The organism is Bradyrhizobium sp. BR2003 (genome assembly GCF_009720285.1).
Classification (GTDB): domain Bacteria; phylum Pseudomonadota; class Alphaproteobacteria; order Rhizobiales; family Xanthobacteraceae; genus Bradyrhizobium; species Bradyrhizobium elkanii.
Genome location: NZ_SMYJ01000038.1, coordinates 113478 through 128724, shown reverse-complemented (window position 1 = coordinate 128724; position 15247 = coordinate 113478). Strand labels below are relative to the sequence as shown.

Below are 15247 nucleotides of genomic sequence, written 5' to 3'. Positions count from 1 at the left end.
GAATCTCCGGTCGGGAGGACTAGACAATGGGTGTTGAAGGAATTGGCGCACGTGTCGTGCGCAAGGAAGATCGCCGGTTCATCACCGGACAAGGACGTTACGTCGACGACGTCAAAATGGTCGGCATGAGCTACGCCCACTTCATCCGCAGCCCGCATGCCCATGCCAGGGTCAAGGGCATCGATTCAGCCGAGGCCATGAAGATGCCCGGCGTGATCGCGGTGCTGACGGGACAGCAGATCGTCGACGACAAGGTCGGCAATTTGATTTGCGGCTGGGCCATCACCTCGAAGGACGGCTCACCGATGAAAATGGGCGCGTGGCCGGCGATGGCGCCGGAGACCGTGCGCTTTGTCGGACAGGCGGTCGCGGTCGTGATCGCCGAGACCAAGAACCAGGCCAGAGACGCCGCCGAAGCCGTCGTCGTCGATTACGAAGAGCTTCCCGCAGCGGCCGACATCAAGGCCGCGATCAAGCCCGGCGCGCCGCAGCTTCATCCCGAAGCCCTTGGCAACATCGTGTATGACTGGCATCTCGGCGACGAAGCCGCGGTCAAGGATGCCTTCAGCAAGGCCGCCAATGTGGTGACGCTCGACCTCACCAATAACCGCCTGGTGCCGAACGCGATGGAGCCGCGTGCGGCGGTCGCGCATTACGACCAGGCCGAAGAGCACTACACGCTCTACACGACGTCGCAGAACCCGCACGTCGCCCGCCTCGTGCTGTCGGCGTTCTATAACATCGCCCCCGAGCACAAGCTGCGCGTGATCGCGCCCGACGTCGGCGGCGGCTTCGGCTCCAAGATCTACATCTATCCCGAAGAGATGGTGGCGCTGTGGGCCTCGAAGAAGGTGGGTCGGCCGGTGAAGTGGACCGGCGATCGCTCGGAAGCCTTCCTCACCGATGCGCATGGCCGCGACCATGTCTCGAAGGCGGAGATGGCGTTCGACAAGGACAACAAGATCCTTGGCCTGCGGGTGAAGACCCACGCCAATTTCGGCGCCTATATGTCGTTGTTCTCCTCGGCGGTGCCGACCTATCTCTACGCGACGCTGCTGTCGGGCCAGTACGTGATCCCGGCGATCTATGCCGAGGTGATCGGCGTCTACACCAACACCACGCCGGTCGACGCCTATCGCGGCGCCGGCCGTCCCGAGGCGAGCTACCTGATCGAGCGCATGATGGAGACGGCGGCGCGGCAGTTGAAGGTCGATCCGACCGAGCTGCGCAAGAAGAACTTCATCACCCAGTTCCCGTATCAGACGCCTGTGATCATGGCCTACGACATCGGCGACTTCCACGCCTCGATCGATGCCGCGATGAAGGCGATCGACTATGCCGGCTTCCCGGCCCGCAAGGCCAAGGCGAAAGCCGACGGCAAGCTGCGCGGCATCGGCATCTCCTGCTACATCGAGGCCTGCGGCATCGCGCCGTCGAAGGCGGTTGGCAGTCTCGGCGCCGGCGTCGGCCTGTGGGAGTCGGCTGAGATCCGCGTCAACCCGGTCGGCACCATCGAGGTGCTCACCGGTTCGCACAGCCACGGCCAGGGCCACGAAACGACGTTCTGCCAGATCATCGCAGAGCGGCTCGGCGTGCCGATCAGCCAGGTCTCGATCGTCCATGGCGACACCGACAAGGTGCAGTTCGGCATGGGCACCTACGGCTCGCGCTCGCTCGCGGTCGGCGGTACGGCGATCGTGAAGGCGATGGAGAAGGTCGAGGCCAAGGCCAAGAAGATCGCCGCGCATGCGCTCGAGGCATCCGAGAGCGACATCGTAATAGAGAACGGCGAGTTCAAGGTCACCGGCACCGACAAGTCGATCGCGCTGCCGATGGTCGCGCTCGCCGCCTACACCGCGCATAACCTGCCCGATGGCATGGAGCCCGGCTTGAAGGAGACGGCGTTCTACGATCCGACCAACTTCACCTTCCCGGCCGGCGCCTATATCTGCGAGCTCGAGGTCGATCCCGGCACCGGCAAGACCTCCTTCGTCAACTTCGTGGCAGCCGACGATTTCGGGCGGCTGATCAACCCGATGATCGTTGAGGGCCAGGTCCATGGCGGTCTTGCGCAGGGCATCGGCCAGGCACTGCTTGAAGGCGCGATCTATGACGACACCGGTCAGCTCGTGACCGCGTCCTTCATGGATTACACCATGCCGCGCGCCGACGACCTGCCCTCGTTCCAGCTCTCCCACACCACGACGCTGTGTCCGGGCAACCCGCTCGGCGTCAAGGGCTGCGGCGAAGCCGGCGCGATCGGCGCCTCTGCTGCCGTGATCAACGCGATCACGGACGCCATCGGCAACAACAAGCTGGAAATGCCGGCGACGCCCGATCGCGTCTGGCACGCGATTCACGGTTGAGGGAGGAAGAGCCATGTACGAGACCAATTATCATCGCGCTTCCTCGGTCGCCGACGCCGCCGCAACCTTCGCCAAAGGCGCGGAATCAAAATTCCTCGCCGGCGGACAAACCCTGCTTCCGGTGATGAAGCAGCGTCTTGCCGCGCCTTCCGACGTGATCGACCTCTCCAAGGTGCAGGAGATGATCGGCATCGAGGTTTCGGGCGACACTGTCACCATCAAGGCCGCTACGCCGCATTACGACGTGGCGCAAAGCGACGCGGTGCAGAAGGCGATCCCGGCGCTCGCCAATCTGGCGTCGGAGATCGGCGATCCCGCCGTGCGCTATCGCGGCACGATCGGCGGTTCACTCGCCAACAACGACCCGGCGGCGGACTATCCGGCGGCGGTGCTGGCGCTTGGCGCGACGGTCAAGACCAACAAGCGGTCAATCGCGGCGGAGGACTTCTTCAAGAGCCTGTTCTCGACGGCCCTCGAGGATGGCGAGATCATCACCGCGGTGTCGTTCCCCGTTCCGGCCAGGGCGGGCTATGCGAAGTTTCCGAACCCGGCCTCGCGCTTCGCGCTGACCGGCGTGTTCGTCGCCAAGACCACGTCGGGCGACGTCCGCGTCGCCGCGACCGGTGCGTCGCAGAGCGGCGTCATGCGGGTGGCGCCGATCGAGCAGGCGCTGAAGGCGAACTGGGCGGCGTCGGCGCTCGATGCCGTCACGATCCCGGCGAGCGGCCTGCTCGCCGACATTCACGGCTCGGCGGATTACCGCGCCAATTTGGTGAAGGTGATGGGACAGCGGGCGGTGACCGCGGCCGGTTGATCAAGCATGATCCGGAAAAGTGCGAAGCGGTTTTCCGGAAAGATCATGCTCGAACAAAGGGCTAAAGCGTGATGACGATTCTCATCGCGCTTTAGCGCCTAAACACAACTCTAGGACGGCGCGCAGCGATGCGCGCCGTTTGCGTTTTTACCGGCGGCACAGGACAAAAGACGCTTGCCACATCCCGCATTAGGCGAGACAATTTAGCTAATCAGCTAATTAAAAATACCGTCCCACGGACGTTTGGGAGAACGCATGAAGTTCGGCACCAAGCCAGCCGTGACATCTCAGCCGCCTCGCGCCCCGCAACCAACGGAATGACAACGTGCTCGATAAACCCGCCTCCCAGACCGCCGCTCGCACCTCGGGCCCGCTCGCCGGCTTCCGCATCGTCGAATTCGCCGGCATCGGCCCCGGCCCGTTCGCCTGCATGCTGCTCGCCGACATGGGCGCCGAGGTGGTCACCCTCGACCGGATCGGCGCGGGCAAGAATTTGAAGGCGGTTGCCACCCGCGGCCGCAAGGTCATCGAGCTCGATCTCAAGAACAAGGCGGCGGTTGCCGAAGTGCTCGACCTGCTCGGCCATGCCGACGCGCTGATCGAGGGCTTTCGTCCCGGCGTGATGGAGCGCCTCGGCCTCGGCCCGGATGTCGTGCTCGCGCGCAATCCAAAACTGGTCTATGGCCGCATGACCGGCTGGGGCCAGGAAGGCCCGCTGGCGAATGCCGCCGGCCATGACATCAACTACATCTCGATCACGGGCGCGCTCGCCGCGATCGGAACCAAGGAGAAGCCGGTGCCGCCGCTCAACCTGGTCGGCGATTTCGGCGGCGGCGCGCTCTACCTCGTGGTCGGCGTGCTCGCCGCGCTGCTGGAAGCGCAGAGGTCCGGCAAGGGCCAGGTGGTCGATACCGCGATGTGCGACGGCGCGGCCTCGCTGATGTCGATGTTCTACGACATGGCCGCGCAGGGCCGCTGGAGCGGCGGCCGCGACCAGAATTTCCTGGACGGCGGCGCGCATTTCTACGGCGTCTACGAATGCTCCTGCGGCAACTTCATCTCGATCGGCTCGATCGAGCCGCAGTTCTACGCGCTGCTGCGCAAGCATGCCGACCTGACCGACGCCGATTTCGACGCGCAGATGGACCGCAAGGCCTGGCCGGCGCTGAAGGAGAAGCTGACCCGGGTGTTCAAGAGCAAGTCGCGCGCGGACTGGTGCGCGATCATGGAAGGCACCGACATCTGCTTCGCGCCGATCCTGACCATGGAGGAAGCGCCCAAGCATCCGCATATGGCGGCGCGCCAGGTGTTCGTCGAACGCCACGGCGTCACCCAGCCCGCCCCCGCGCCGCGCTTCTCGCGTACGCCGTCGGCAATCCGCGAGCCGGAGCTCGCGAATATTGGCGACGTGACCAGCGCGTGGAAGAAATGACCGTCATTCCGGGGCGCTCGTGAAACGAGCGAACCCGGAATCTCGAGATTCCCCGGTGCGCAATTGCGCACCTGCGTCTGGTCCTTCGGACCATCCCGGAATGCCGGCAGCTACGCCGCGTGATCGACCTTCAGCACGCCGCGGCGGATCTGGTCTTCCTCGATCGATTCGAACAGCGCCTTGAAGTTGCCTTCGCCGAACCCGTCGTCGCCCTTGCGCTGGATGAACTCGAAGAAGATCGGCCCGATCGCGTTCGCCGAGAAGATCTGCAGCAGCACCTTGGTCTGACCGCCGTCGACCACGCCCTCGCCGTCGATCAGGATGCCGTTGGTCTTGAGCCGCGCGACGTCCTCGCCATGCTTCGGCAGGCGGGCGTCGATCCGCTCGAAATAGGTGTCGGGCGGCGACGGCATGAACGGCAGGCCATCGGCGCGCAACCTCTCGACCGTCGCGTGGATGTCGCGCGCGCCGCAGGCGATGTGCTGGATGCCCTCGCCGCGATAGACGTTGAGATATTCCTCGATCTGACCGGAATCGCCGGCGTCCTCGTTGATCGGGATCCGGATCTTGCCGTCCGGGCTGGTCAGCGCCCGGGAGAACAGGCCGGAGGCGCGGCCTTCGATGTCGAAGAAGCGGATCTGGCGGAAGTTGAACAGCTTGGCATAGAAGCCGGTCCAGACATCCATCCGGCCGCGATGGACGTTATGGGTGAGGTGATCGACGTAATACAGGCCCGAGCCCGCGGGACGCGGGTTGGCCGCGCCGAGCCATTCGAACTCGGCATCATAGGCCGAACCCTTGGCGCCGTAGCGGTCGACGAAATAGAGCAGGCTGCCGCCGATGCCCTTGATCGCGGGCACATCGAGCGTCTTCGCCGCGGGCGAAACATCCGCCGGCTCCGCACCGAGCGCGATCGCACGCTCATAGGCATGCTTCGCGTCGACGACGCGGAACGCCATCGACGGCGCGCAGGGACCGTGCGCGGCGACGAAGTTGAAGCCGTGACTACCCGGCTCCTCATTCACGAGATAGTTGATGTCGCCCTGGCGATAGACCGCGATGGCCTTGGTGCGGTGGCGGGCGACCGCGACAAAGCCCATAAGCTTGAACAGGGCGTGCAGCTCGCCGGGATTCGGATGGGCGTATTCGACGAATTCGAAGCCGTCGGTGCCCATCGGGTTCTCGGTGCTGATTTCGGCCGGCGGCGCATCGTGCGGAAACGGACCCATGGCGGCAACTCCCTGATTTGTCTGCAGATCAGTTTCCGTCACTTTCTGCGCAACGTGCGTGCAAAATAGATTCCTTTTTGCTATCATCGCGCACAATCCGTGCATGAGATGGACATTCCGCGCATGCCTGACGTCGATGCCTTCGACCTGAAAATGCTTGCCGCGCTGCAGGACGACGGCCGGCTGACCAATCAGCAGCTGGCCGACCTCGTCGGGCTGTCGGCATCGCAATGCTCGCGGCGGCGGATGCGGCTGGAGGAGGAGAAGGTCATCGCCGGCTACCACGCCGATCTCGCTGGCGAGGCGCTCGGCTTCGGCCTGATCGCCTTCATCCACATCACCCTTGCGACCCACTCGCCCGACAACGCCAAGCGGTTTCGCGAGCTGGTCGACCGCGTCGACGATATCCAGGAGGCCTACGCGCTGACCGGGGATGCCGACTATGTGCTCAAGGTGATGCTGCGCGACCTCAAGAGCCTGTCCGACATCGTCAACAACGTGCTGATGCCGCACCAGAGCGTGGCCCACGTGCGCTCGTCGATCGTGCTCGACCGTCTGAAGGAGAGCACGAAGCTGCCGCTGAAGGCGTTGCAGAGCTGATGGCGTAAATCGAGGGAAATCCGCCATTCGCTTTTGCGGCCTGGCTTGCGATCATTCCAACAACGGCGAGAGAGACGAACCATGGCGCTGCAGCTGCGACCGAACTGCGAATATTGCGACAAGGACCTGCCACCCAGCGCAACCGACGCGCGGATCTGCTCCTATGAATGCACGTTCTGTGCGGACTGCGCGGAGACCAGGCTCGGCAATGTCTGCCCGAACTGCGGCGGCGGTTTTGCGCCGCGGCCGATCCGCCCCGCCAAGCCGTGGCGGCCGGGTGTCTGCACCGTGAACCAGCCGCCGTCGGACAAGCGGGTGCATCTGAAATACAGCCTCGAGGACGTCGCAGCGAATACGGCGCGGCTCAGGGATGTCAGGCCGGAGGAGCGGTAGCTGGCCCACCCGTCATTCCGGGATGGGCCGAAGGACCATACCGCAGATGCGCAATTGCGCATCGGGGAATCTCGAGATTCCGGGCTCGATGCTACGCATCGCTCCGGAATGACAACGCGAGCTACTCCGCCGCGACGATGGTGCCTTCGACCTCGCCGAAGCCGACGCGATATCCGTCGCCCCGGCACCAGCCGCGCATGACGAGCGAATCGCCGTCTTCCAGGAACGACCGCGTGACGCCGCTGGCAAGTTCGACCGGCTCGGTGCCGTTCCAGCTGATTTCCAGGAGACTGCCGCGCTGATGTTCTTCGGGGCCGGAGATCGTGCCGCTGCCTAGGAGATCGCCGACATTCATCGCGCAGCCGCTTGAAGCGTGGTGCACGAGCTGCTGCACCGACGACCAGTACATGTATTTGAAGTTGGTGCTGCAGATCGTCTTCGCCTCGTTCATCGCACCGGCACGCAGCGCGACGTCGAGCTGCATGTCGTAATTGTTCGGCTGGGTCTGCTTCAGGTACGCCAGCGGCTCCGGCTCTTGCTTCGGACCCTGCATGCGGAACGGCTCCAGCGCCTCGCGCGTCACCACCCACGGGCTGATCGAGGTCGCGAACGCCTTGGCCTGGAACGGCCCGAGCGGCACATACTCCCACTGCTGGATGTCGCGCGCGCTCCAGTCGTTGAGGATCACGAAGCCGAAGATCATCTCCTCGGCCTGCTTCTCGGTCAGCATCTCGCCCATCGGCGAGGCCTGGCCGACCACCACACCCATCTCGAGCTCGAAGTCGAGCCGCTTGCACGGGCCGAAGCTCGGCACCTCTGATGTCGGCGGCTTCAGCTGGCCGCGCGGACGCCGCACCTTTGTGCCCGACACGACGACAGTCGAGGCGCGGCCGTTATAGCCGATCGGCATATGCAGCCAATTCGGCTGCAGCGCATTGTCCTTGCCGCGGAACATGACGCCGACGTTGGTGGCGTGCTCCTTCGACGAATAGAAATCCGTGTAACCCGAGACCGCAAACGGCATGTGCAGCCTGACGTCAGCCATCGGCACCAGCGCCCGCGCCCGCAATTCCCTGTTGTCGCGCAGCTCCGGATGATCGGAGCGCAACAGCTCGCTGATCCGTGCCCGCGTCGCCGACCACACCTTTGGCCCGAGCGCCATGAAGGCGTTGAGCGAGGGCTGCGAGAACACGCCGAGCGGCCCGACATCGAACCGCGAGTCCTGCTCGAGCTCCCAGAGGTCGAACACGTAGTCGCCGATCGCCACGCCGACGCGCGGCGCAAGGCCATCCTTCGACGAGAACACGCCATAAGGCAGGTTCTGGATCGGGAAGTCGGAGGTCGGGGCGACGTCGATGAAGGAGCGGAGCTTTGGGTCGTTGGGATGGGGCACTGATTCCTCCAATCAGAAAGTCGTCATGCCCGGGCTTGACCCGGGCATCCATCCTTTCGAAGTGCGATGGATCGCCGGGTCAAGCCTGGCGATGACGAGGGACACAAATTCACGGCTTGGTCGGGTCGAACTTCTTCTCGAGTCCCTTCCAGCAGTCCGAGTAACCATCCTGCAGCGTCGATGACGTCGCGGCGTGCTGCGTCACGCGCTGCGGGAAACGGGTCTCGAACATGAAGGCCATCGTGCCGGTCAGCTTCACCGGCTTCAGCTCGCTGTTGCTGGCGTGCTCGAAGGCTTCGCGGTCGGGGCCGTGCGGCAGCATGCAATTATGCAAGCTGATGCCGCCAGGCACGAAGCCCTGCGGCTTGGCGTCGTAGACGCCGTAGATCAGACCCATGAACTCCGACATGATGTTCATGTGATACCACGGCGGACGGAAGGTGTTGTCGGCCACCATCCAGCGCTCCGGGAAGATCACGAAGTCGATATTCGCGGTGCCCGCGGTCTCCGACGGCGAGGTCAGCACCGTGAAGATCGAGGGATCGGGATGATCGAAGGCGATCGCGCCGACCGGCGAGAAGGTGCGCAAATCGTATTTGTAGGGCGCGTAATTGCCGTGCCAGGCGACCACGTCGATCGGCGAGTGCGGCAGCGTGGTCTTGAACAGCGAGCCGCCCCACTTGACGTAGAGCTCGGTCGGCGTGTCCTGGTCCTCGTAAGCAGCCACCGGCGTCAGGAAGTCGCGCGAATTGGCGAGGCAGTTGGCGCCGATCGGGCCGCGCTCCGGCAGCGTGAAAGCGCCACCATAATTCTCGCAGAGATAGCCGCGCGCCGGGCCGCCGGGAATTTCGACGCGGAATTTGACGCCGCGCGGGATCACGACGATCTCGCCCGGCTCGGCGTCGATGCGGCCGAACTCGGTGACGAAGCGCAGATTGCCCTGCTGCAGCACGAACATCATCTCGCCATCGGCATTGTAGAAATGCTGATCGACCATCGATTTGGTGATGAGATAGACGTGTGCCGCCATGCCGGCCTGGGTGTTGGCATCACCCGCCGTGGTCATGGTCTGCACGCCCTGCAGGAAGGTCATGTCCTGCTTCGGGATCGGCGCGGGGTCCCAGCGCAGCTGTGCGATCGGCATGTCGTATTCGTGGCACGGCGCGGTGCGCCACAGCCCGCTATCTGCCTTGGCGAAGCGGCCGGAGTGCCGCACCGAGGGGCGGATGCGGTACAGCCAGGAGCGCTCATTGGTGCCGCGCGGCGCCGTGAACGGCGAGCCGGACAATTGCTCGGCATAGAGCCCGTAGGCGCAGCGCTGCGGCGAGTTGCGCCCCATCGGCAGCGCGCCGGGCAAGGCCTCGGTCTCGAAGCTGTTGCCGAAGCCGGACATGTAGCCCGGGGCGACTTGCCCTGAGCTGCGCACGATCTGATCAGGCGAGGTATTGATGTTCATCGCTATCCTCCTTGCAGGGCGGCCCACATTTCCTGGTCGCGCTTGTCGGTCCAGATCACGGGATCGTCGATCCCGGACGCCTCGTCATAGGCGCGCGAAACGTTGAACGGCAGGCAGTGTTCGTAGATCGCAAAGCTCGAGAACTTCGGATCCATCACCTCGCGCGTCGCCGCCATCGATTCCTTCAGGCTGCGGCCCTTGGCGACGGACGATTCGGCGGCGCCGTAGAGCGTGGTGACGAAATCGCGCGTCATCGCGATCGCATCACGCCCGGTGGCGAGGCCCTTCAGCGCATCGCCGCGGCCCGGCGCGATCGCCTTCGGATTGAAGGCGCGGATCTCGTTCAAGGTCATCGGCCATTCGCGCAAATGCGCATCGCCGCAATAGCAGGCCGAGTGATATTCGATCAGATCGCCGGAGAACATCACCTCAGCATCCGGCACCCAGGCGACGATGTCGCCCGAGGTATGGCCGGCGCCGAGCTGCATCAGCCGCACCTCGCGCTTGCCGAGATAGATCGACATCTCGCCTTCGAAGGTCAGCGTCGGCCAGGTCAGGCCGGGGATGCTCGCCGCATCCTGGAACAGGCGCGGGAAGCGGCCATATTCAGAATCCCAGTCCTGCTGGCCGCGCTCCTCGATCAGGCGATAGGTTTCCTGCGAGGCGACGATGCCCTGCGCGTGATAGGCGGAGGCGCCGAGCACACGCACCGCATGATAATGCGACAGCACGACATATTTGATCGGCTTGTCGGTGACGGTCTTGACCCGCTCGATCACCTTGTTGGCCATCGCCGGCGTCGCCTGCGCGTCGAACACCAGGCAGCCGTCGTCGCCGACGATCACGGCGGTGTTGGGATCGCCCTCGGCGGTGAAGGCGTAGAGATCGGTGCCGATCTCGGAGAAGGTGACCTTCTTCTCCGCGAGATCCGTGGTCGATGCGAAACCTTTGGCCATCAGTTCAATCCTGTCCGTTTGCTCAGGGCTATTGTTGCTGCTGTTGCTGCTGCTGGCTGGCGTCCAGCATACGCCGCTTCGCCAGCGCGATCGCCTCGCGCAGCACGTCGAGATCGCCGATATGATTGGCGAGCACCAGAACCAGCGCGGCATCGAGATCGGCGCTCTGCGCCTCGGTGAGGCCGCGATGGGCCTCGACGATGGCGCGAAAGGCGTCATCGGGCTTTGCGAAGTTCGAACTGGTCGACAGCGCCATGACTGCTCCTCAGTTCAAGCCGGCTGCGCGCGCCAGCGCCGCATCGAGTGCGGGCCGCGCCGCGTTGCGGAAGCGTGCCGCGACATAACCGTCCGGCCGCAGCAGATAGGCGGTGCCGGGCTCGCCGTCGTAGCGCTTGCCGGCAAGGCCCTGCGCGTCGACCAGCCCGCCGTCACCGCCGACCCGGATGCTGCCGACACCGTCGGGCACATCGAGAGCTGTGCCATTGCCAAACTCCAGCAGCGTGAACCGCGTTCCCTGCCGGATGAAAACGTCGGTCAGATAGCTGGAACCACCGCCCTGCTCGGTCACCGGCGCATCCGGCATCGAGGTGCCCGGCCGCGGGCCGCCGCGCCAGTCGTCGCGATCTTCGCTCGACAGCGGCGTGTCGTAGACCGACGGCACCGAGAGCCGCCCGCCATTGACCATGCGCTTGCCGAACTCGGTATCCTCTGCGAGCGACAGCACGGCCTGGCGCAGCCGCGCCTCCTGCCGGGTCACCGGCGCCATGAAGTCGGTTGAGCGGGTCGACTCGCGGATATTCTCATCCGCCGCCGCGCTGCGCTCGATGTGATAGCTCTCCAGCAAGCCTTCCGGCGACAGCCGACGCAGCACACGGTCGAGCTTCCACGCCAGATTCTCGGCGTCCTCAAGCCCGGAATTGGCACCGCGCGCGCCGAACGGCGAGACCTGATGCGCGGAATCACCGGCGAAGATCACGCGGCCGTGGATGAACCTGGCCATCCGGCGGCACTGGAACTTGTAGAGCGAGATCCATTCGAACTCGAACTTGTCATGGCCGAGCATACGCTCGATCCGCGGCCGGACATTCTCCGGCTGCTTCTCGGCCACTGGATCGGCATCCGGGTTGAGCTGCAGATCGATCCGCCAGATGTCGTCCGGCTGCTTGTGCAGCAGCGCCGAGCGCCCCGCATGGAACGGCGGATCGAACCAGAACCAGCGCTCGGTCGGGAACGCCGCCGTCATCTTGACGTCGGCGATCAGGAACTGGTCCTCGAACACCTGGCCTGCGAACTCCGCGCCGACCATCTGCCGCAGCGAGGAACGGGCGCCATCGCATGCGACCACGAAAGTCGCGTGCACCTGGTAGGAGCCATCGGGAGTTGCGATGGTCAGCGCAACGCCATCGTTACGGCTCTCCAGCGCGATCACCTTGTTGCGCCAGCGCAGGTCGATCTCAGGCAGCTGCCCGACCCGGTCGACCAGATAGGCCTCGGCGTAGAACTGCTGCAGGTTGATGAAGGCAGGTCGCTTGTGGCCTTCCTCGGGAAGCAAATTGAACTGATAGAGCTGCGAGGCGCCGTGGAAGATCTTGCCGACGCTCCACACCACGCCTTTCTCGACCATGCGGTCGCCGACGCCGAGGCGATCCCAGAACTCGAGCGAGCGCTTCGAGAAGCAGATCGCGCGCGAGCCTTCGCCGATCCGGTCGGCATCGTCGAGCAACACCACGCGCTGGCCGCGCTGCGCGAGATCGATCGCGAGCGACAGTCCCACCGGCCCGGCGCCGACCACGACGACGGGATGCTCCGCGACATTGGCGCCCGAGCGCTCCTGGTCGGGATGACGGCGATAGCCGAACTGGGTTTTGGCCTGTGCCGTATTGGCGTGTGCCATTGCGTGACCCTGAATGTTTCCCTTGCGCCGCAGCCTCTGGCTGCGGTTCTGTGTGACCGGCTTGCGACCGGGGCCTTGCGAGCCGGCCGCGAGCTTGCTAAATTAGTCTCACTTGCAACTATCTTAAACCCCCAGTCGGGGCTGCCGTCAACTCAAATTGGAGGGATTTTTGGCACGGACCTCTGCAAGCCAGCCTCCAGCCCGCCCGCGCAGTGCCGTGGAAGCGGAGGTGCACGACACGATCGCGCCGACGAAGAAGCGCCTCGATCTCTTCCATTTCATGCCGTTCCGCCTGAACCGGCTGGCGGCCGAGGTGTCCTCGGCGCTGTCGAGCGAGTATCAGGCGCGCTACGGCCTCGACATTCCGGAGTGGCGCGTGCTCGCAACGCTCGGGTTCCGGAGCGATCCCTGCAGCGCGCAATACATCGCGCACTGCACCCGCACCCATAAATCCACCATCAGCCGCGCGGTGTCGGCGCTGATGGAGCGCGAGATCGTCGAGCGCGTCGAGAACGCCGACGACCGCCGCGAATTCCGTCTGCGACTGACCAAAACGGGCCAGACGCTCTACGAGGAGCTGATCCCGCGCCTGCTGCGCAAGGAACAGGAGATCTTGTCCTGTCTCTCCGCACAGGAGCGCCGCGACCTCGGCCGCCTGCTCGGCAAGGTCGAGAGCAGCCTCGAACTGGTGCAGACCAGCGAAGAGGCCGACGCCAAGGACGCGTATTAGGCCACGGCCATACACTCCGCTGTCGTGCAACTCGTCATGCCAGCAAACCCGACAAAGGACATTTGTGGTCATAGGTCCTGGCTTTCCGCCAGGACGACGCCGGGATTGGTTTCGCGCCCAACTCAACTTAAGACCATTCGGGGCGTCGCGCAGTCTCCAAGCCGGGATGACGTGGAGTGCGTCCTACGCCCGATCGATATGCTTGGCGATAACCGGGAAATAATTGTCCTTCGATCCCTTGTCGATCGCTTCCCGCAGCACCGTGCCGATCAGCTCCGCGCCGCGGATCTTGATGCCGGCATCGGCGGCGAGCTCCAGCGCGTAGGACAGATCCTTCAGCGCATATTCGGTCGAGAATGCGCGCTCGGGAAACACGCCGGGCACGATCGCCTTCATGCCGTGGTTGCGCAACGCAAAGCTGTCGGCCGAGCCCTTCGACAAGGTCTCCAGCAGCAGTTTTGGATCGACGCCGTTGTGCTTCGCCACCGCGACGGCCTCGGCCAGCGCATTCACGGTCTCGAACAGCACCATGTTGTTGAGGATCTTGGTCACCTGCCCGGCGCCGACATCGCCGCAATTGGTGACATCGGTGGCGAAGCAGCGGATCAAGGGCTCGATCGCGGCATAGAGCGCGGGCACCGCGCCGACCATCACGCTGAGCGTGCCGTCCTGCGCCGCCTGCCGCGTGCGCGCGATCGGCGCGTCGACCCACGCCGCGCCCTTGGCCTGCAACTGCGCCGCGAAATCGCGGGTCTGGCTGACTGAAGACGTGCCGAGATCGACCACGATCTGGCCGCTTCTCGTGTTCTTCAAGATGCCGTCGCCTTCGAACACCGCGCGCACGTGCCTGGCGCTCGGCAAGCAGAGGAACAGCACGTCGCTCTGCTTGATGACGTCGGCGACCGACGCCGCAACCTCGGCACCGTCGGCGCGCAACCGCTGCAGCGGTTCGGCCGAGAGGTCGAACACGACAACGCGCTTGCCGCTCTTCTTGACCAGGTTGCGGCAAATCGGCTCACCCATCACGCCGAGGCCGATGAACCCGAGAGGTTTTTTGTCAGTCATGTCGCTTCTTCTTTGACGTTTCTTGACGTGTTGCAGACGCGCCTCGCCGAATCGGCGAGGCTATTTCGCGAACGATCGCGACGGCGCCAGATGCAGCGCGAACGCATCGACCTTGTCGCTGGCGCGCGGATAGATCTCGCTGACGATCGGGTCGTGACCGGGAATGAAGCGATCGGGATGACCGGCCAGTCGCTCGACGGTCTCCCAGCCTTGCGCCATGTCGCCGACATTATAGACGATCGGGAACGGGCTGCGCTTGTGCAGGTTCGCATAATAATGCGCGGCATCGGACGCCAGCACGACCGGGCCGCGCGCGGTCTCGATGCGCACCACCTGCAGGCCGTCGGAATGGCCGCCGACGCGATGCACGGTGACGCCGGGTGCGATCTCGCCGTCGCCGGAGTGGAAGGTGACGCGCTCGCCATAGACGTGGCGCACCATCTGCGTGACGTGTTCAATGGAGAACGGATGGCGCAGCATGCCGTTGCACATGCAGCGGCCGGTCGCGTAGCTCATCTCGCGTTCCTGCAGATGGAATTTGGCGTTCGGGAAGCGATCCAGATTGCCGGCATGGTCGTAGTGCAGATGGGTGACGATGACGTCCTTGATGCTGTCCGCGCTGACGCCGAAGCCGGCCAGCGCATCGACCGGGTTGAGCGTCAGCTTGCGGGCGCGCGCCTTGGCCTCCTCGGCGTTGAAGCCGGTGTCGACCAGGATGTCGCGGCCATGGCCACGCACCAGCCAGACGAAATAATCCAGGTCCTGCGCGGTGGTGTCGTGCGGATCGGGCACCAGGAAGTTGAGGTGGGGCGTGCGCGGCGACATCGTCGCATAGCGCAGGGCGTAGATCTCGTAGGCGTTTCCCATCGGTTTCGCTCTTGTTTGCAAGGCCTGTTTTGAACGGCTTGTCTTTGCATGG

The 15247-nt window shown here is 64.6% G+C and carries 14 protein-coding genes; 6 read left to right on the top strand and 8 right to left on the bottom strand.

What is annotated here, in order from left to right:
- The first annotated feature begins 26 nt into the window (after positions 1-26).
- The 3 genes from E2I15_RS32320 to E2I15_RS32310 all read left to right on the top strand — a co-directional run bounded on the left by E2I15_RS32320 (position 27) and on the right by E2I15_RS32310 (position 4612).
- Positions 27-2366 carry a xanthine dehydrogenase family protein molybdopterin-binding subunit gene (locus E2I15_RS32320; protein ID WP_137483761.1) on the top strand — a complete coding sequence of 780 codons (2340 nt, stop codon included), beginning with the start codon at positions 27-29 and terminating at the stop codon, positions 2364-2366.
- A 13-nt stretch (positions 2367-2379) separates the two neighbouring features.
- Positions 2380-3180, top strand: coding sequence for an FAD binding domain-containing protein (locus E2I15_RS32315; protein WP_137483760.1), 801 nt, complete (start codon positions 2380-2382; stop codon positions 3178-3180).
- Positions 3181-3505: 325 nt separating this feature from the next.
- A complete protein-coding gene (locus E2I15_RS32310; protein WP_137483759.1) occupies positions 3506-4612 on the top strand; it encodes a CaiB/BaiF CoA transferase family protein in 1107 nt (368 codons plus the stop codon).
- Between the two features lie 110 nt (positions 4613-4722).
- Here E2I15_RS32310 and hppD read toward each other — a convergent pair whose 3' ends face one another.
- Complete coding sequence (gene hppD / locus E2I15_RS32300) at positions 4723-5841, bottom strand: 4-hydroxyphenylpyruvate dioxygenase (protein ID WP_137483758.1); 1119 nt, start codon at positions 5839-5841, stop codon at positions 4723-4725.
- Between the two features lie 123 nt (positions 5842-5964).
- Between hppD and E2I15_RS32295 the strand changes: the two genes are divergently transcribed.
- Both E2I15_RS32295 and E2I15_RS32290 read left to right on the top strand, forming a co-directional pair.
- A complete protein-coding gene (locus E2I15_RS32295) occupies positions 5965-6441 on the top strand; it encodes an Lrp/AsnC family transcriptional regulator (RefSeq protein WP_155262685.1) in 477 nt (158 codons plus the stop codon).
- Between the two features lie 81 nt (positions 6442-6522).
- On the top strand, positions 6523-6834 hold the full coding sequence (locus tag E2I15_RS32290) for a DUF1272 domain-containing protein (RefSeq protein ID WP_028335203.1): 312 nt from the start codon (positions 6523-6525) through the stop codon (positions 6832-6834).
- Between the two features lie 121 nt (positions 6835-6955).
- Here E2I15_RS32290 and fahA read toward each other — a convergent pair whose 3' ends face one another.
- The 5 genes from fahA to E2I15_RS32260 all read right to left on the bottom strand — a co-directional run bounded on the left by fahA (position 6956) and on the right by E2I15_RS32260 (position 12533).
- Complete coding sequence (gene fahA, locus E2I15_RS32280) at positions 6956-8227, bottom strand: fumarylacetoacetase (protein WP_137483756.1); 1272 nt, start codon at positions 8225-8227, stop codon at positions 6956-6958.
- A 109-nt stretch (positions 8228-8336) separates the two neighbouring features.
- On the bottom strand, positions 8337-9683 hold the full coding sequence (hmgA, locus tag E2I15_RS32275; protein ID WP_137483755.1) for a homogentisate 1,2-dioxygenase: 1347 nt from the start codon (positions 9681-9683) through the stop codon (positions 8337-8339).
- 2 nt (positions 9684-9685) lie between these two features.
- Positions 9686-10639 (bottom strand): MBL fold metallo-hydrolase, encoded by a 954-nt coding sequence (locus tag E2I15_RS32270; RefSeq protein WP_137483754.1) that lies wholly within the window; start codon positions 10637-10639, stop codon positions 9686-9688.
- A gap of 28 nt (positions 10640-10667) precedes the next feature.
- A complete protein-coding gene (locus tag E2I15_RS32265) occupies positions 10668-10895 on the bottom strand; it encodes a DUF2783 domain-containing protein (protein ID WP_050401747.1) in 228 nt (75 codons plus the stop codon).
- A 9-nt stretch (positions 10896-10904) separates the two neighbouring features.
- Positions 10905-12533, bottom strand: coding sequence for an FAD-dependent oxidoreductase (locus tag E2I15_RS32260; RefSeq protein WP_137483753.1), 1629 nt, complete (start codon positions 12531-12533; stop codon positions 10905-10907).
- A 280-nt stretch (positions 12534-12813) separates the two neighbouring features.
- Here E2I15_RS32260 and E2I15_RS32255 point away from each other — a divergent pair, with 280 nt between their 5' ends.
- Entirely contained in the window at positions 12814-13263 is a 450-nt protein-coding gene (locus E2I15_RS32255) for a MarR family winged helix-turn-helix transcriptional regulator (RefSeq protein ID WP_246668453.1), read from the top strand.
- A gap of 183 nt (positions 13264-13446) precedes the next feature.
- On the opposite strand, the gene E2I15_RS32250 is transcribed toward E2I15_RS32255, so the two are convergent.
- Both E2I15_RS32250 and E2I15_RS32245 read right to left on the bottom strand, forming a co-directional pair.
- Positions 13447-14364 carry an NAD(P)-dependent oxidoreductase gene (locus tag E2I15_RS32250; protein WP_276487526.1) on the bottom strand — a complete coding sequence of 306 codons (918 nt, stop codon included), beginning with the start codon at positions 14362-14364 and terminating at the stop codon, positions 13447-13449.
- A 24-nt stretch (positions 14365-14388) separates the two neighbouring features.
- A complete protein-coding gene (locus E2I15_RS32245; RefSeq protein WP_028343658.1) occupies positions 14389-15195 on the bottom strand; it encodes an N-acyl homoserine lactonase family protein in 807 nt (268 codons plus the stop codon).
- Positions 15196-15247 lie beyond the last annotated feature (52 nt).